Annotated in this window: 19 protein-coding genes and 1 pseudogene; 10 read left to right on the plus strand and 10 right to left on the minus strand. The window is 56.0% G+C overall.

Going from position 1 to position 17,971, the window contains the following annotated elements:
• From ACC569_RS00005 to gspN, 10 genes are all read left to right on the plus strand, one after another.
• Positions 1-559 (plus strand): GspE/PulE family protein (locus tag ACC569_RS00005; RefSeq protein WP_372521427.1); only part of this gene is annotated, 559 nt, incomplete at its 5' end.
• Between the two features lie 127 nt (positions 560-686).
• Positions 687-1,907, plus strand: a complete 1,221-nt coding sequence (gene gspF / locus ACC569_RS00010) for a type II secretion system inner membrane protein GspF (protein WP_372521428.1) — start codon at positions 687-689, stop codon at positions 1,905-1,907.
• Between the two features lie 8 nt (positions 1,908-1,915).
• Positions 1,916-2,365: a type II secretion system major pseudopilin GspG gene (gene gspG, locus ACC569_RS00015; protein WP_372521429.1), complete on the plus strand. Its 450-nt coding sequence runs from the start codon at positions 1,916-1,918 to the stop codon at positions 2,363-2,365.
• A gap of 9 nt (positions 2,366-2,374) precedes the next feature.
• Entirely contained in the window at positions 2,375-2,875 is a 501-nt protein-coding gene (locus ACC569_RS00020; RefSeq protein ID WP_372521430.1) for a GspH/FimT family pseudopilin, read from the plus strand.
• On the plus strand, positions 2,875-3,267 hold the full coding sequence (gene gspI, locus ACC569_RS00025; protein ID WP_372521431.1) for a type II secretion system minor pseudopilin GspI: 393 nt from the start codon (positions 2,875-2,877) through the stop codon (positions 3,265-3,267). The genes ACC569_RS00020 and gspI overlap by 1 nt, the downstream gene beginning before the upstream one ends.
• Positions 3,264-3,869, plus strand: a complete 606-nt coding sequence (gene gspJ, locus ACC569_RS00030) for a type II secretion system minor pseudopilin GspJ (protein WP_372521432.1) — start codon at positions 3,264-3,266, stop codon at positions 3,867-3,869. Before gspI ends, gspJ begins: the two co-directional genes overlap by 4 nt.
• 13 nt (positions 3,870-3,882) lie before the next feature.
• Complete coding sequence (gene gspK / locus ACC569_RS00035; RefSeq protein ID WP_372521433.1) at positions 3,883-4,875, plus strand: type II secretion system minor pseudopilin GspK; 993 nt, start codon at positions 3,883-3,885, stop codon at positions 4,873-4,875.
• A gap of 88 nt (positions 4,876-4,963) precedes the next feature.
• Entirely contained in the window at positions 4,964-6,238 is a 1,275-nt protein-coding gene (gspL, locus tag ACC569_RS00040) for a type II secretion system protein GspL (protein ID WP_372521434.1), read from the plus strand.
• A gap of 26 nt (positions 6,239-6,264) precedes the next feature.
• A complete protein-coding gene (gene gspM, locus ACC569_RS00045) occupies positions 6,265-6,741 on the plus strand; it encodes a type II secretion system protein GspM (RefSeq protein ID WP_372521435.1) in 477 nt (158 codons plus the stop codon).
• Entirely contained in the window at positions 6,738-7,514 is a 777-nt protein-coding gene (gene gspN, locus ACC569_RS00050) for a type II secretion system protein N (protein ID WP_372521436.1), read from the plus strand. Before gspM ends, gspN begins: the two co-directional genes overlap by 4 nt.
• A 70-nt stretch (positions 7,515-7,584) precedes the next feature.
• Here the strand turns inward: gspN and ACC569_RS00055 are convergent, their stop codons facing one another.
• The 10 genes and pseudogenes from ACC569_RS00055 to ACC569_RS00100 all read right to left on the minus strand — a co-directional run bounded on the left by ACC569_RS00055 (position 7,585) and on the right by ACC569_RS00100 (position 17,961).
• Positions 7,585-8,250, minus strand: coding sequence for an outer membrane beta-barrel protein (locus ACC569_RS00055; RefSeq protein ID WP_372521437.1), 666 nt, complete (start codon positions 8,248-8,250; stop codon positions 7,585-7,587).
• Positions 8,251-8,786: 536 nt separating this feature from the next.
• Positions 8,787-10,475 (minus strand): sulfotransferase, encoded by a 1,689-nt coding sequence (locus tag ACC569_RS00060; protein WP_372521438.1) that lies wholly within the window; start codon positions 10,473-10,475, stop codon positions 8,787-8,789.
• Positions 10,468-10,807 (minus strand): annotated as a pseudogene (locus tag ACC569_RS00065) (transposase); the annotation flags it as partial. The gene ACC569_RS00060 and the pseudogene ACC569_RS00065, both read right to left, overlap by 8 nt.
• Positions 10,808-10,861: 54 nt before the next feature.
• Positions 10,862-12,631, minus strand: a complete 1,770-nt coding sequence (locus ACC569_RS00070) for a tetratricopeptide repeat protein (RefSeq protein ID WP_372521439.1) — start codon at positions 12,629-12,631, stop codon at positions 10,862-10,864.
• Positions 12,632-12,724: 93 nt separating this feature from the next.
• A complete protein-coding gene (locus ACC569_RS00075) occupies positions 12,725-13,504 on the minus strand; it encodes a hypothetical protein (RefSeq protein ID WP_372521440.1) in 780 nt (259 codons plus the stop codon).
• 515 nt (positions 13,505-14,019) lie between these two features.
• Entirely contained in the window at positions 14,020-14,403 is a 384-nt protein-coding gene (locus tag ACC569_RS00080; protein ID WP_372521441.1) for a hypothetical protein, read from the minus strand.
• A gap of 47 nt (positions 14,404-14,450) precedes the next feature.
• Positions 14,451-15,245 carry a hypothetical protein gene (locus tag ACC569_RS00085; RefSeq protein WP_372521442.1) on the minus strand — a complete coding sequence of 265 codons (795 nt, stop codon included), beginning with the start codon at positions 15,243-15,245 and terminating at the stop codon, positions 14,451-14,453.
• 263 nt (positions 15,246-15,508) lie between these two features.
• A complete protein-coding gene (locus tag ACC569_RS00090; RefSeq protein ID WP_372521443.1) occupies positions 15,509-16,234 on the minus strand; it encodes a hypothetical protein in 726 nt (241 codons plus the stop codon).
• A gap of 47 nt (positions 16,235-16,281) precedes the next feature.
• Positions 16,282-16,980: a hypothetical protein gene (locus ACC569_RS00095; protein ID WP_372521444.1), complete on the minus strand. Its 699-nt coding sequence runs from the start codon at positions 16,978-16,980 to the stop codon at positions 16,282-16,284.
• Between the two features lie 33 nt (positions 16,981-17,013).
• Entirely contained in the window at positions 17,014-17,961 is a 948-nt protein-coding gene (locus ACC569_RS00100; RefSeq protein WP_372521445.1) for a hypothetical protein, read from the minus strand.
• Between the last annotated feature and the right edge of the window lie 10 nt (positions 17,962-17,971).

Consider the following 17,971-nt stretch of genomic DNA (forward strand, 5'->3'; position numbering starts at 1 on the left):
CTCCATCCTGCGCCAGGACCCGGACATCATCATGATCGGTGAAATCCGCGATCTTGAAACCGCGCAGATCGCCGTGCAGGCCAGCCTGACCGGGCACCTGGTGCTCGCCACGCTGCACACCAATGACGCCGTCGGCGCCGTGACGCGCCTCGTGGACATGGGTGTGGAGCCGTTTCTGGTGGCCTCCAGCCTGCTCGGGGTGCTGGCCCAGCGCCTGGTGCGCAAACTTTGCCCCCTCTGCCGCCAGACGCGCGCACCCGATGCCGCGGAGTTGCGCCTGCTCGCTGCCAACGGGAGCGAACCCGAAGCGCTTCCCATTTACACACCCGTCGGTTGCAATGCCTGCACCAATACCGGTTACCAGGGCCGCACCGGTATCTACGAGCTGCTGACCATCGACGACAGCCTGCGCACTTTGATTCATGACGGCGCCTCGGAAGGGAAACTGCGTGACTATGCCCGTACCCGCGGCATGCGCAACATGCGCGACGACGGCCTGCGCTGGGTGCGCTCCGGCGCCACCAGTCTCGAAGAAGTGCTGCGCGTGACGCGTGAATAAAAGCAATTTCAAAAATGCGTTTCACGCATTGGCAGGGTGGTCACCGCCCGCCGCTGGTGGCTTCGATAACCGTCCGACGGTGGGAAATGCCCACCCTACATCTGGTTTTTAAGATGGCTTCTGAGTAATGGCGGCATTTGAATATCAGGCGCTGGACACGCAGGGACACGCCGTCAAAGGCGTGATGGAAGGCGATGCCGAGCGTCAGGTGCGCGCCCAATTGCGCGAGAAAGGCCTGACTCCGCTGCGCGTGGATGTCATTGACCAGAGCGCCGAGGCAAAACGCGGCGCTTGGTCGTTCTCGTTCCGCCGTGGCATCCCCGGATCCGAACTCGCGTTGCTGACCCGCCAGTTTGCCACCCTGATTCACGCCGGCCTGACCATCGAGGAATGCCTCAATGCGCTTATCGAGCAGACGGAATCGGCGCGATCGCGGTCGGTGCTGGCCGGCGTGCGTACCCGCGTCCTCGAAGGCCAGTCGCTCTCGCGCGGTCTGGCGCAGTTTCCTGAGTCATTTCCGGACATCTTCCGCAGCATGGTCGATGCCGGCGAGCAGTCCGGTAAGCTCGATGAAGTGCTGGAACGGCTCGCGGATTACACCGAAAGCCGGCAGAACCTGCAGCAGAAAGTATTACTCGCATTCATTTATCCCGCGCTGGTAACGCTGGTCGCCGCCGCCGTCGTCATCGGCTTGCTGGTATATGTCGTGCCGCAAGTGACGCGCGTTTTTGAAAATACCGGTCAGACTCTGCCGGTGGTCACGCGCATATTGATAGCGGTCAGCAATTTCGCGCGCGGAGGGGGATGGTGGTGGCTGATTGTGGTCATTGCCGGCATTGTTGCGTTCCGTATCGCACTGCGTGAACCGCACCTGCGGCTGCGCTGGCATCATCTATTGTTGCGGCTCCCGTTGGTGGGCCGCTTGCTGCGCGGCACCAACGCCGCGCGCCTGTCGAGCACGCTGGGTATTCTCACCGCCAGCGGCATCCCGCTGCTCAGCGCGATGCAATCCGCCGTGCAGGTCGTGACCAACCTTCCCATGCGCGCCGCCGTGGAGGACGCGCTGCGCCAAGTTCGCGAAGGCGGCAACCTGTCGCGCGCGCTCGGCAAAACCAAGCTTTTTCCGCCGATGGTCATCCACCTGATCGCCAGCGGCGAGGCCACCGGCAAGCTCGACCAGATGTTGCAACGCGCCGCCGAAGCGCAGACGCGCGAGCTCGAAAACTGGGTGCGCGCGCTCACGGCGCTGCTCGAACCCCTGCTCATCCTGGTGATGGGAGCGATCGTCTTGTTCATCGTAATCGCCATCCTGCTCCCCATCTTTGAAATGAATCAACTCATCAAATGAGGTTGTCTATGAAATATGTAACGCGTTACGACGGTAAATCCGGCGGCTTTACCCTCATCGAGGTTCTCGTCGTCGTGGTGATATTGAGTATTCTGGCGGCATTGATCGTGCCCAAGATCATGGACCGGCCGGATGAAGCCCGCGTGGTGGCCGCCAAAAGCGATATTCGCGCCATCACCAGCGCGCTCAAGCTCTATCGACTGGACAACGGCGTCTATCCTTCCACCGAACAGGGCCTCCAGGCGTTGGTGAAGAAGCCCGAAACCGGCGAGATCCCGCGCAACTGGAAAGGCAGCGGCTATCTCGACCGTCTTCCGAAGGACCCATGGAAAAACGAGTACCAGTATCTCAATCCCGGGTTGTATGGCGATATCGATATATTAAGTCTGGGTGCCGACGGACAGCCGGGCGGCGAAGGTGTCAATGCCGATGTCGGATCCTGGAATCTCGACAACTGACGCGCATCCATGAACGACATGCGTCACAACCGCGGTTTCACGCTGATCGAAGTCGCCGTGGTGATGCTCGTGATCGTCATTGTTCTCGGCATCGTCAGCGTGAATCTGGAACCCGACCGGGATTCCATCGTGCGCGATGAAGCCAATCGATTGACATTGCTGCTGCAAACCGCGCAACAGGAGTCCATCCTCCAGGGAAAGGTTATCAAGGTGGTGATTGAACGTCAGGGTTATTCCTTTCTGGTTATGGACGACAAGGGTGAATACAAGCCGCTGTCCCAGGACGACGTGCTCTACCCGCGTGCCCTGCCGCAGGATATTGTTATTTCGTCGGTAGATATCGACGGTGCATCCGATACTGAAAAGCCGCGCCTGATCCTGCTGCCGACCGGTGAATTGTCCGTTTTCACCGTGACCCTGTCGCGCGGCAAGACGCGCTGGCTCGTGAAAGGCGAACTGACAGGGGAAATCACAGCGCAGATCGCCCCGGCGACGCCGGCGAAGGGCTGATGCGCGCCTCGTCTCGCGGCTTTACCCTGGTCGAGGTTCTCGTCGCGCTGGCCGTGCTGGCCATCGCTCTGGCCGCCGTCATGCGTGCCATGGCGCAGGCGGTTGATACCACCGTCAGCCTGCGTGAGCATAATGTGGCGCTGTGGGTGGCGCAGAACCGGCTGGCGGAGCATGAGATGCGGCAGGATTGGCCGGCCGCCGACACGATTGACGGGGAAACGGAAATGGGCGGCGAAAAATGGTACTGGCGTGAACAGGTTTCGACGACGCCGGAGCCGAAAATGCGGCGCATTGAAATTACCGTGCGACGCACGCCCGACAGCAAGGACACGCGCGCCAAACTGATCGGATACCTGCGCAACAAGATCGGCACTAAACCTCCCGGCACATGAAACGCAATAACGGATTCACGCTTCTCGAGCTGATGGTGGCGATCGGCATTTTCGCGCTCGTTTCGGTCATCGCCTACGGGAGTCTCGACCGCCTGCTCCACGACCGCCAACGGCTCGACGCGGAACACGAATTCTGGCGCAGCTTGTCTCTCGGCTTCACCCGCATGGAGGACGATTTCTCGCAGGCGCGGGAGCGAACCGTGCGTGATGCGATTGGCGACCCCCTGCCCGCTTTCCGCGGACAACCGACGGACACGCGCGCCACCGGCGCGCCCAGCGTGGAATTCACGCGCGGCGGCGTCCTGACATTCGATTCCGGCGCGCGCAGCGATATGCAGCGTATCGCCTACCGCCTGGTCGACGGCACCTTGAAGCGCGTGGTGTGGCCGGTGCTCGATCAGGGACCGCAAAGCACGCCGCAGGAGTTCCCGTTGCTCACGCATGTGGAGGAATTTCGCGTGCGTTTTTTTGCACCGGCCGGCGTGTGGCTGGATCAGTGGCCTGTCCAAGGAATCAGTGAAGTCCTTCCCCGCGGCGTGGAAATAAAACTGACGCTTACCGGGCGCGGCGAATTCACGCGCTTTTTTCTGGTCAATGGCTGACCGGCCACCCGTCATGCCTGCAAGACAAAAAGGGCTCGCCTTGATCACCGCCATGCTGGTCGTGGCCATCGCCGCGACCACGGCGGCGTACCTCAGTCTCGATCAGCAGATATGGCTGCGCCAGGCTCAGAACCTGTCTGACCGCGCCCAGGCCGAAGTGGTGCGCGCCGGCGCGCTGGAATGGGCCTTTATCATTCTGGCGAAGGATGCCAAGGACAACCAGACCGATGACCTGACGGAAAACTGGGCCAAGCCGCTACCGCCTCTCGCCGTGGAAGGAGGTCAGGTTACAGGTCTGATTACCGACGCGCACGCACTGTTTAATCTCAACAATCTCGTACTCAACGGTAAGCCCAATCCGCCGGATGTAGGAACTTTCCGGCATCTGCTCGAGTCCCTGTCGCTTGACCCAAATCTCATCGACGCTGTAATCGATTGGATCGATGACAACGGCGACAACAAGCAGCCCTACGGCGCGGAGGACCTTGACTATCTGCAGATGAAAACACCTTATCGCGCCGCGAACCAGCCGATGACGAGCGTGGATGAGCTACGCCTGGTGCGCGGGTTTACCCAGGAAATTGTCGACAAACTGCGCCCGCTGGTCACTGTCCTGCCCTCAGGCACAGAAATCAACGTCAACACCGCGCCCAAGGAGGTCCTGGCGGCGTTGTTTTATACTCTGACCGACCCCGCCGCCATTGAACAAGTCGTGGCGCAGCGGCCTTACAAATCCATGGAAGAGATCCGTGCCAAGAACCCGGGGCTACCGGTTGGCGACAAAAAAACAATACCTTCGTATGGCATCAAAAGCAGTTATTTCGAAGTCACCGTCGAAACCCAGTTTGGCCGCTACCAGCGCACTACACAGGCGCTGATACACCGCGACGCAAACGACAGCGTTTCGCGCATCCTCTGGCATCGCCAGCGCCTGCCCACCAAAATGGCAACCGCGAACGCAGCGCCTGGCGAAAAATCCAATACCATGTCAGACGGGAATATATAATGATGCGCAATGGCAATACCGCTCGATATTTTAAAGAATGGCTAAGCGACAGGTCTCGTTAGCGAACCGTGCACGCCCATTTGGGCAAATGCTGCAAAGACTGCGGCAGGTCGGGTTACGCCAGGGAAATACCCTGGAGCTGCTTCTGCCCCGCGGATGGCCGGAAAGCCATGGCAATATCCACTGGCGGTTGCGTGGGGACGCGGGTGTGGCGCCCCACGGTCAGGTCACGGAGCTGAATCAGATTCCCGGTGTCGGCGCCATGACACGGGTTCACGCCTGGACACCGCCCTCGGAAACGCTGCTGACGCGCGTCACATTGCCCACGCGTTCGCGCGCCAAAATCCAGCAGGCCCTGCCGTACGCGCTCGAAGACCAGATCATCGGCGAGCCGGATCAGCTGCATTTCGCCTATCGGGTCCTGGACGATGCCAGTCTCGCCGTGGCGATCACGGCACGCGCCCGCCTGCAGGCCTGGATTTCGCGCCTGACCGACGCCGGGCTGCGCCCCGTCAGCCTGTGCCCGGCGGAATTGGCGCTTCCGCTCATCGGCGGCTCCTGGTCGGCGGCGTTTCACGAAGACGAAATCTGGGTGCGCACCGGGACGGCCTCCGGTTTCGTGTGCGCGACCGGCGTGCGCACGCCGCCATCCATGCTGGAAACCGCCGTGCGCGAAGCGCGCGAAAAGCAGATGGCGCCGCAAGGCCTTACGATCATGCAACCGCCACCCGGTTTCGACCAGAACGCATGGGCGACACAACTGAATTTAACGGTACAAACGCAGAAACAGGAGTTCTGGGCGACTCATCATGAATCCACGCCGGCCTTGAATCTGTTACAGGGGTCTTACGCGCCATCGAGTCAAATACAGGCCATGGCGCCTGCCTTGCGTCCGGCGGCGATCATGCTGGCGGTGTGGCTGGTCGGCAGCCTCGGATTCAATCTCTGGGAATGGTGGCAACTGAAAACAACTCATGAAAATCTCCGGCAGGAGATGATGTCGCTCTTCAAGCGCACCTTTCCCGACGCGCAGGTCGTGGTGGATCCGGCCTTGCAAATGCAGCGGCTCATCAGCGACATGCAGGACAAGGGCGGAAAATCTTCCGGCGCCGACATGTTGCCGCTGCTCGAAAGCATCGCGCCCGTCATCCAGGCGAGCCCGCAGCTGAAACTGCGTGGCATGCAGTACGGCGAAACCCGTTTGACGCTGGATATCACCTTGCCGGATTTCCAGACCATGGAGACGGTTAAAAATGCCTTCACGGCACGCGGCATGCAGGTCGAGGTCATCGGCGCCAACAGCACGTCTGGTGGCATCGAAGGGCGGCTGCGCCTGGGCCAGACAAGCAAGGCGGGAACATGATCCGCGCTCTACTACAAAAATTATCGTTGGAACGACTGCGAAATCTCACGCCGCAGCAACAGCTTATCTACCTCGGTGGCGCCGCCGCCGTGCTGCTGATCCTGTATCTCGCGCTGTGGCTGCCGGTGCTGCACGAGCTGTCGCGGTTGCGCACAGCGGTACCACAGGAAAAAACACAACTGGCCCAGATGCAGGTACAGGCCATGGAAGTCAACCAGCTTCGCGCCAGCGGACGCATGCCGACGGCGGGCGGCAACCTGCTGGCCAGGCTGGAACAATCCGCGACGGTAAGCGGCATTCGCGGCCGCATCACGCGCATGGAACCGGATGGGTCCAATGGCGCACGTCTTTCACTGGACAGTGTTGATTTCAATGCCTTGATCAGCTGGCTCGGCAATCTTCAGGCCCAGGGCGGCGTGCGGGTGGAAAAAGCCACCTTTGAGCCACAGGCGACGGCGGGCACGGTCAGCGCACGCCTCGTCTTGCGAGGTGCCGGCGCGTGAAAAAACGCTGGCTGCTGTACGCCGTCTTCGGGCTGGTCTTTTATCTGCTATTTCTCATCATCGAGATGCCGGCATCGTGGTTTGCGTGGGGGCTGGACTACTACACCCATAACACAGTTCGCCTCGATCCTCTTTCAGGCAGCCTGTGGCACGGCAAGGGGCGGTTGGTGATCTATTATCCGCAGACCGTGCCGCACGATTTCGGTCAAACCGAATGGAGCATAAACCCCTTCTGGCTGCTGACCGGGCGCGTTCAACTGACACTGCAAACCAATACGCCGGATAGACAAATCAAAACCACGCTCGGCATCGCCAAGGAAAGCCTTTCCATCAAAGATACTGACGCCGCGTTTCCCGCGACCTTCGTCAGTCAACTCTACCCGCCCGCTACGTTGATTGGCCCCCAAGGCCAGATCAGGCTGCGCACATCGGACCTTGTTTTCGGTCAGAAAAATCTGGAAGGAAACGCGACGCTCGAGTGGCAAGGCGCGGGCAGCAGTCTTTCAAATGTTAAGCCGCTGGGCGATTACCGTCTTGAAATCATCGGCGCGGGAAAAACGGCTAACCTCAAGCTCTCCACCGCACGAGGCGCTCTTGAATTAACCGGTCAGGGCCAGTGGCAAACTCAGACCGGCCAAGTTCAGCTCACCGGCTCCGCTCTCCCCCGCGAACGGGCGGCTGAATTGGAATCCCTGCTCAAACTGCTCGGGGAAGATCAGGGCAATGGAAAACGACAGCTTATGCTGAACAGTTACCTGCCAAAGCTCCAGTAACAGGTAGTGGCGACTGTCAAATAAAGAAAGCCGGAGTGAGCTAACCCGGCTTTCATGTGCGGATTGTCAGTTATTGGAATTTATATAAAAGTCCAAGCGTTATCAGATTAATATCGCTCGACCCGGTAATAAGGGTATTTCCCACGTCTTTAAATCGCTCCCATTCCACACGCATATCCATGGTTTTGCTGATGCCGTACTTAAAACCAACACCAATGTTATTGAAGGCAAAGCCGGGCTTGGTGTCTCTCGCCAATGTGCTGCGCCCGCCAGGAATAGAAGCTTCGGACTGTACCTTCCAGCGGAACATCCCAACACGGCCGATGAGGCCAAAGTCTTTTGTGATAGGCAAAGTCCCCACCCCGGCAAACGCGAATCCATCCACATCAAACGTGGTCGCGGCGGTTACAGAGGTGGAAGTACTTTTGGCATTGGCAGACGTCCCGCCGAAGTTGAGGTAACTGAGTTCAAATCCCAGAACATCCATGAGCTGGTATCCGCCGACCAGCTTAAAGGCGTTGTTGGTATTATCGCTGCTCGAACAGGAATACCCGCCACTCAAAAGGCTTCCCGCCACCCCGCAAATGTTATTTTCTGTCATTTTTGCATTGCCAAACCCCACTCCGGCATACAAATCGCCGGCCTGCACCGGGACGGATGCCGCCAACCCCAGCAAGAGCGCGGGCACCACTCCCCATGCAACCAAATTCTTCAATAAGCATTTTTTTCCACGCATGACGCAAAACTCCTCCAGTTCAAAATCGTTTTTGATTTACGGACTTTTCTCAATGGCACTAAAACTAAAGTTTTCAGCGTCACCCATGTCCGCTTGAGGTGTCACCTTCATTATCGAGGCTGTCAGACTAATAATCGGCGGCCACCAAGTCAATAACAACAGCGCCTTACTGGACCGAAAAGTGCTTCATGTACACTCCCTCTCGCAAATTCCCCGGAAACCGTAATAACCGGTGCCGGACGTTTCGTAGAGTTCCCAGCAAAATGAATAAGTTACTATGGTGCCGCTGATCTGATAAACACCGCAAGCTGTTCGTGTCCAGCTGACACCGCCCTCTCCTGACTTTTCCATGAGGGTGAGATCTGATTTATGTAGATTCGCGCCGGACAACCATCGACTGTATACCGAAGGGTTCATGACTCATTTATAACGCCCGGTACAGCACAACGCACCGCCTGTCTCGATTTCTTGTCAGATTTAAGATAAATCGAATAGAAATTGCCTCCGTCGCGCATCCTGCCGTTACTGAGAGCCATTCACGACTCGCGCAAAGGGTCGCACGGACTCTCATGAAGGGCTTCAATTAACTCTCCCAAATAGAATTCGTAATGTTTCCACCGTCCAACCGAACTCCGGTAGATGGGTTGCCTGACCTGATCGTAGCTCGCCGTATTGACGTAACGTGTCGATTTATGAAATTCGAGGCAGCGCGGATCCCATGGCAAATCGCAAAACTCCAACAACGTCCGGACCGTCTGTTCCGGATCGCTGACAAGCGCTTCGTAGCTGACGTCCAGAATGCGAATTGACAATGTCGCATGCCAGTGAGCCATAAGCCTCTCGTAAATCCGATAGACTTCACCCAGGGCGCGCAGGTCAGACGAGTATGTATGGGTGTTGCCGAAGTTTTGGAAATAGCACGACAGGCAGGTATCGAGCGCATGCCGGGTGGTGTGAACAATACGCGCGTTTGGAAAAAGTCTTTCAATTAACCCCAGCCGTTCATAGTTGATGGGAAGCTTGTCCGTGACAAACCGGGCACCTTTTGCGATATCAGCGATCGCACCGAGATAATGGTCTGCCAGAGCTGTCATTTCGGAAGGCGTGGCGCCACGAAGGCATTCGGGGTAGCTTCCCCGGCCGCCGATAATGCCGGCGGCGCGTCGTTCCACATCATCCATGACCTCCAGCTCACCTGCCGCCGCCACGTCCGGGTGGCTGGCAAGTATCTGCTCCACCAGCGACGTCCCGGAGCGCGGCATGCCGACGATGAAAATCGGCGTGGGTAACTCTCGTGACGCTTGGCGCGCTGTCGGCAATTCCTTGCTGGAGAAGACCTCGATGATCTCTTCAGTTTTTTTCCGCTTCGCTGCCACGTCAAACCGGTGTGGGTACAGCGAGTTGGCTGAACGATAGTGGGAGAATGCCGCATCATAGTCCCCGACCTTGTCATTCAATTCACCGAGCGCGAAATACATTTCCTGTCGTTGCGACGGTGCCCAGGATGGGCGAGACAGTACGGTATTCAGAAGTGACATGGCGCGATTGGCGCTGTCATATTTCGGAGCGAGCTTTGCGTAGACGATTGCCGCGCCAGGCGTGGCGGTGTTTCCAGCGACTATTGGGGCCAGGCATTCCCACGCCGCATCGAGGTGGCCCTGTTTCTCCAGTATCAATGCTTTGCTCGCCAGCGCCTCGGGGTGCTCGGGCACCTTGGCCAGAACCTGATTGCATAATTCCAGCGCCTCTTCCATCCCGCCCCTGAATATCAGGATGTTGGCGAGAAACACGGCCGCATCGAGAAGCGCCGGAGAAAGTTGCAAAGCCCGCCGCAGGTGTCTGATTGCCAAGTCGAGCTGTCCAAGATCGCGCTGCAAGCAACCCATCTGCATATGCCCCTCGGCAAAGTCAGGCCGCAACTGCAGCATTCTCTCGAAGGGCGCCACCGCCTCTTTGAGGCGACTTTGCATTACCAATGACAGACCATGGTAGCAGTGATGTTGGAAGGAATTTGGCTCATGCCGGCAAAGACTTTCGTAGCAAGATTCGGCTTCTTTGAATTCGCCCAGCCTTCCGTGGATGGCGCCCAGCAGCGCAAGAACCTGCGTGTTATTCGGGGCCACGCTGACAAGTCTGCGCCCAAACGCCCGCGCCTCGGGCATCCGGTTTGCCTGAAAGAGGCGGGCCAGCTCGTGAATCTCGGCATTGACCTGTTGGTTAGTCATGCATGAAGTCTCTGGCTTGATGATAACAAAATGGCAGCAACGGGACAGGTTGAAATACCTTAAGCTCAACTCTCGTTACACCTTCGCGCTTAGACGCTTTTCGGTACTCCTCCCCGCGGGCCATGAGCGCCCAGAGGATCTGTGCATTCTTGTTGGCGAGTGCCACGGCGGTGATCCAGCGGCTGCGGGCATCCTGCTTGCGTTTGGCCGCTGCCACCGCGGCCTGCGCCCCGTGGATCAATAACGTGCACCGACAGGTGTCCCCAGCGTTTGCTGATACCGGCGAGCACATTCTTCCCGCCGCTGCCGTATTGCCGTGGCACGATCCCCACGCCACGCCGCCATCGTCAATCTCGCGATCGTTTCCCGCTTTTGTCACTTCGCGGTTAGGCTTTATGCGCAATGCACCATTTCTTCCACATTGAGCGATAAACGGATTCCACTTCCCTGGCGAAACTTTTTCCATCGCACAAAGAGGAATTCATGATTCTTTCACGCAAAGATGCACGTGAACGCGAGAGATCTTCGACATTTTTTGCCAATATAGATGCGATACGGACATACTCCTCTGGCGTTTCGGCAATAAGATGGGAAAGCCCAAGTTGCGTGAGTAAGCTGATTCCAACACGACCTGCGTGCAAATGGCCCGCCAAGGTAACGACAGGAACACCCATCAACAGGGCCTCGCATGTCGTAGTCGTTCCATTATAGGGAAATGTATCCAACGCAATGTCAATTGCGCCATACGAACTTAGATGTTCGGCCATCGAGTCATGGCGTCCCTGCAATTCCAACCGATCGGGCGCAATTCCATGTTCAGAAAATAATTGCAAATAACGTTTTCTTATCGACAAGTCGCTTAATGAGAAGTTTTTCAAGACAAGACGAGCGTCTGGTACCGTACGCAAGATTGATGCCCACAGTGAAGCGACACTGGGTGTAATCTTCGGCAGATTGTTAAATGAGCCATACGTAACATGACCTCGGATTGTCACAGGCGGTTGTGTGACTGGAGGTGGATTCGATGGCGGAAGATAGCACAAGAAACCACGCGGCAATCGGATGAGCTTTTCCGTATGAAAGCTGTCAGTCTGCTCCGGCGGGTCAGCCCAAGCATCTGTCAATCGGTAGTCTATTGCGGCTACACCGGTCGTATTCGGATAACCCAGATATGTTGCCTGTATCGGCGCGGGCTTGGCAGAAAATGCCAATAACCGGTTATTTGAAGAATGTCCGGCAAGGTCAACGAGAATATCTATTCTGTCAGCATGAATGCGATTGGCTAGCTCACGATCGGTAATACCACAGGTGGTGTACCAATGTTTAGCCAACGACTGCAAACGCTTTGTCGTCGAGTCGGGCTTAGCAACCTCCGCGTAGCAGAAAGTCTCGACCTCGTCCGCATGATGATTAGCGAGCAGCGGTTCGAAAAAATACGAAACCGAATGTTCGCGTAGATCGGGCGAAACGTATCCAACACGCAATCGTCGATCTGAATCAGGCGTATTAGCATGAAGAAATGCAGAGGTGGACGCATAACGTTGGCCCCAACGAACATGTTCGGAAAATATCGTGTGCGCGTCATAGGCAGCGCTGTAATTCAGCGCAAAGAGCAAGCTACTGTGTAAGGTGTGAAAGTCTGGTCTGATCCGCAGACCCTCTCGAAAGCTTGCAACCGCCTCCTGGATTTGACCACAACTTACAAGTGCAGTGCCGACGGCACCATAGGCTTCTGCTAAATTTGGTTCTAGTTGTGCGGCACGCTGGTAGTACTTTAACGCCTCACCGACGCTGGCTGACAAGTTTCCTAAATGCAAATATGTCATCGCATGTTCGGGTTTCAGCTGAATCACGCGTTGAAAAGCAGAGACGGCGTCATTTTGTTTGTTCTGGAACATGAGCGCACAGCCGAGATGATAATGCGCATCGTATAAACCAGGATTAATCCTGATAATTTCTCGACAGCATTTTTCTACTTGATCGGGCTGGCCAAGGCGTGCATTGATTTGAACCAAAAGTATCCAGGATTCAATATCGTTTCTATCTATTTTGCATATTTTCTCTAGGAGACTCTTTGCCTCGGCAAGTTTATTACTTTGAAGCAGGAGCAGGGCCTGCTTTTTATTACTGCGAGTCATACTGTCATTATTTTCCATCGCTTCGCTCACCCTGGCGCGCAGCGTCGGAGATCATGCTGGGTAGGATAAATACGGCGGCTCGAGTGAGCCGCCGTTGCTGCATGTAAACAGTTAGGCGGCCCTGCGTTTTCTTATCACACCGAGCAATCCCATCAGACCGGAACCGAACAACCACACCGCCGCCGGGACCGGGACGGGAGCCGCCGCTACAATCCCTTCGAGGTGTGTATAAAAATGCACGCCACCGAAACCGGAGGGATCCCCCGCAAGGACGGTGCTCGCGTAGTCCAGCAAATAGGCATGTCCATACACACCATCCCACTGGAGCCGACCGATACCATCGGTAAAGGTGTAGCCGGTGCACCCCAGTGCAGCACAGTTGGTCGGCTGCCAGGCGCCGCTACCCTCTGGAATGCTCGGTAAGCCATTCCAGGGCCAGTTCCAGCCACTCATGTTCAAGCCGGCGGTAGTGCTCCCCGTAATGGGAATCGTCGAGTACCAGGAACCCGTATTACCGAAAAAATAATCCGGGGCGGTGATTTGATTCGTATCACCGGCCGTGGGGGGGCCGCTATGCGTGGCGCCGGGGGTGGTGATGGCCCCGATCACAAGGCCGGTAGTACCTTCCGAGAGCGGGGTCTTTTCGACGTTAGTAATTGCGCTATCGTTGTTTTGGTCGACTCCATAATAGGAACCGCTGGTGACAACGCAAAAGCTATTAGAGTTACATGAAAAACCGGCAGCGGTAATATGCAGAACGTCGCCATTGTTGAGTACCGCCGCTTGGGCGCCTAATGAGACAACCGTACCCAGAGACACCAGGATTGCCGAACTGAGAATTTGCTTGTACATTGTTTGCTCCTCCTTTGAGTTTGATTTCTGTTTTTTCATTTTATTGGTAACTCGTCACAATCGTTTATTCATGGGTTGGGCTATAACAAGTACTCCGGCAGGGAATATAAACAAAGGAAAGACCGCTTAGCAGAGTATCCAGATCTACCATGCTCCCGCGCCATGCTTTGGCATGAACACAATACACTAGATATCGACTACATCAAGAGCTGACTGGCTTAGAGGTTCCTTTAGTCCGTTCAATCAGTTCCACAAGCTAATGTAAGAAATCATCTGAGTGCCGTTAACCTGCAGATTTTTTTAGCTTTAAAATCCATGGCTTAAGCATTGACGAAAAGGGCGGGTCTCCACCTATTTGTTCGTCAGGTGTCCGATACTTATCGGTTCCAGAGTGGATAATCAAAGAGTTTATTAAACTGAACAGTCTGGACAAAGCGGTATATCTCTACTCTCGGTTCCCCACCCGGACAAACCCGGGTATTAGTCGTCTTCGCTGAACCTGTCATCGATTATGCGCGGGCCGATTAAGTAAGATTCCATTCCCGTCGTAGCGTTCACGACAGCGCGTCAATCAACTCGCCTAAATAAGATTCGTAGTGTTTCCACCGCCCAACCGAGCTCTGGTAGATCGGCTGCAGCACCCTCTCGAAGGGTGTCAGCGCCTCCTTGAGACGAGCCTGCATGACCAATGACAGGCCCAGGTAGTTATGGTGCTGGAATGATTTTGCCTCAAGCGCGACAAGAACCCTGTAACAGGATTCGGCCTCCTTGAATTCGCCCAACCTTCCATGTATTGCACCCAGTGTCGAGAGAACCTGTGTGTTGTTCGGAGATACATCAGCAAGCCGAACGCCCAATGCGCGCGCCTCCAGAATCCGGTTGGCCTGAACGAGGTCGGCCAGTTTGCGCATGTGGGCGTTGAGCTGTTGGTTAGTCATGCATGAAGTCTTGGGCTTTATGATGGTTGATTATGGCGAAGGAACGGTCAGTTTTTTCTGCGGCGACGGGCCAGGCCCAACAAACCAGTCAGCCCGGAGCCAAAAAGCAAAGCCGTCGCCGGAATCGGGACGGCATTTACAGTGCCTTCCAAGTGCCAATAAAACGGAACATTGCCAAAGCCAGAGGGATCCCCGGTAGGGACGGTCGCGGCATAGTCAAGTGTGTACGCATGTCCATAAACACCATCCCACTGGAACCTCGCAATACCATTCGTAAAGGTATAACCAGAGCATCCCAGGCTTGTGCAGTTCAGCGGTTGCCAGGCCCCTCCTCCCATATTGACGTATAAATCGTTGTATTCTCCCGTATAGGTATTAAACGGTCGCCAGTGCCAGCTCCAACCGGAAAAGTCGATACCGGATGTCGTATCGCCAGTAGGGGCGAGGGCTGTGTAGTCATGGCCGCCGTACCCAAAAAAATTCCACATGTCGATCTGCGCGTTGGCATTGGTGTTGTCAGGACCCGCTACATGCTGTGTTGAGCTAATCCGCAGACCGCCGTCAACGCCGGGCGAGATCGCGATTTTTTCCGTGCTAGTGATTTTGTGGTCGACATTCCCGTCAAAACCAAAGTATGAGCCGGAAGTAACGTTAATGGAGTTTCCATATGTGTCATAAACCGACACGCCGGTGGTGATCGTCAATAGGTCGCCGGTGTTGAGGACCGCGGCTTGCGCGCCTATGGTGATTATACCTAATGCCAACATCAAGGTTGATTGCAAAACAGTCTTGGTAGTTTTCATTTTCTTCTCCACGCGTTGGTATTTAGTGAGTTCACTCACAAATGCTTTTTTCTCCCGGCCGCATCGAAAAAAACCAGCAGACCGGAGCCCACAGTCAGAACACGGTCGGAATCGGCGTCGCCATTACCTCGCCCTCCCCGGGATACGGAACATATCTTGTCCCGCCAAGTCCAGTGAGTTTTCACGGCATGAATCCCCGTGGTTGCATGATTTTTAGAAATAAAAACGCGCAGGAGTAAAACTCATGCGCCTGAGAAAAAGACTGAGGGTTCAGCCTCTTTCTTTTCTTATGTGAGTTTTACTCAGAAAAAAGCATACCGTCCCATGGACATGACTCCACCTTTCCGCGCTACAGCGATGATCAGCAACCCTATTATTCCACTTGCGAAGGTAACAAGCGCGCCGGGCAGCGGTATTGCTACAACTGATCCATACAAATGAACCGTTGAAGTGCTCGTGGGACCCAGCCCGATGGAGTTATAAATAAGGTAATACGTCCCATCCGGGTTGATCATCCACCCATTCTGCCCTGCCCCCAGAAAACTGATATCACTCACGAGAGGAACGAGGGTATTGTAGCCGGATCCCGAGCCAAGATCGTACACGGTTCCTGCCTGTGAAAAGAGCAGATTGCTCATATCAATCGTGTTATTGGAATCGATGGTGATTCCACCTGCAGCACTGAAGAGAATGGCGGGCTGATTGTACATTATGTACCAACCCCCCATTTCTCCCATCGGCTGTTCCGTTCCAAAAACAATGCCCCCCATTGATCCCGGGCCGAACATCCAGCTATGCCCGGGAGGATCAATGATGACATGGTGAAACCAGGAAAACTGGGACGTCAGCGCGAATTCACCTACGATACCCGAAGATGTTGTGCCGTCGATGGTAAGCCCTGTTACCGACTGCGCGGAGCATGGGAACACCCACAACATGCACGACACAAAGAGCCAACGCGCAATATGCTGCTTTGGCCACCAAAACAATGACGTCTTCTTACATTTGCGGCGTGTGCGTGGTTTCATTGTTCATGCCTTCTGAGTCAACAGAATTTGAAGTGTCGACAGCATTATCAAAGCGATCTTTTTCTGAAAGAAAATCCAGTCAGGCTCAGTATTCCGGAGCCGAACAGCCAGACGGCGGCGGGGATCGGAACCGTCGGGGCCGCCTGTACGGTGCCGGTCAGGTGCCAGAAGAACCGGCAGCCGCCGCAACCGGTCGGGGAACCAACCGGCTCCGTCGTGGCATACCACAGGTTATAACTGTCACCATAGACACCGCTCCATTGGAGCTGGGCCACACCGTTGGCATAGCCGGAACCGGGAGCACCGAAATCAGCGGTGTTGGTCGGCGTCCAAGCTCCACTCCCGAATGTCCAATCCGTGAGCCATGACCAACGCAGACCGCTGAGATTCAGCGTCCCGTCCCCGCTGGTGGGCGCGGTTACGGTATAGAGCCGGGTGTCACCACCGAAGAAATAGCTGTGTTCAATCTCTCCCGGTGCCTGGGTTGCGCCGACGATCAGCCCACCCGCACTGCCCGGCGTTGTCACCTGCCGCTCATACTCGGAGAGAGCGCCATTGCCATTGGTATCGGCCCCAAACCAAGAACCACTTGCCACACCGACCGCATTACCGTAACTGTCGTAGTGATCAACCACACCGGGTGCGATCGCCAACAGATCACCGGTGTTAAGCACAGCGGCATGGGATGTGACAGCGGCCGTACCGAGAATTAACGTCAGCGCAACGCTAATGAATGATTTTTTCATAACGTGCTCCTTATGAATGAATTCATTCGCGCATCAGTACGAGTAATAGGTCAGGCTCGGTTGCAGCGCGATCGCTGCACCGCTGGTGTCATAAACGGACGCACTGACGAGACTGAAACTGGGCGAAGCGCTCAGTCCCCGGGGATGAACAATAAAAAGCTTCAGATAACGCGCATCAATCCCCTGCGGAGCCACTACATCGATATAGAGCTTCAGCCCGTCCTGATGCCAGTACACCATGCGCTGGGTGGCACCGAAGGCCCCGGGGCTGATGAATGAGCCGCGCACTGTGGATTCCGGGACATAGACATTGATGTCGTTGCCATTCAGCACCGCGTTGTTGAAGCTAATAGTCAGGGAAGCGGCACCGATAATCGTGCCATTGCCGAAATCAATCTTGGCGTGCGGCGCCGGCTCGAACCGGCTGAAATCCGCGGCCGCCGAGCCTCCCCCGGCATTCCTATGCAAAAACTGATCGGAGCTGCCGGCGCCGGCAAGAATTTCCAGCTTCACCGAAAATGGGCTCGCAATTCCGGAGCTATTGTCCGTCGCATTGAGAGACACGTTTAAGGTCGCCATGCCCGGATTAACATTCACCGGAAGATCGGCAACCAGGACCGTCTGGACCGGCTCATGGCCGGCAGACCACGATATATAGCTGTCAAGATAAGGGGAATAATGCATTCCGTATGCCCGCCCTTCCGTGCGCAGGTTAAACACAGAGCGAACCAGGCCCAAAGATTTCAAATCCCATGTCTGACTGGTGGCGTCCGTCAGGGTCACGCTCATCGTCTCCTTACGAGCCAGTTCCGAACCGCCAACCATCACCGACACCGTATCCCCGGCACGGGCAGCCATGGGGAAGGTATTGACGCTGGTACAGGCAGGCAAGCCCACCAACATGATCAACATCCAGACAAAAAGAGTTTTGTTTGTTCGCACCATGACAGCGTGAAACAGGTTTGCGATTGCCGAATTCATGCTCGATCTC

The sequence above is a fragment of the Sulfuricaulis sp. genome (assembly GCF_041499725.1).
Lineage (GTDB): Bacteria > Pseudomonadota > Gammaproteobacteria > Acidiferrobacterales > Sulfurifustaceae > Sulfuricaulis.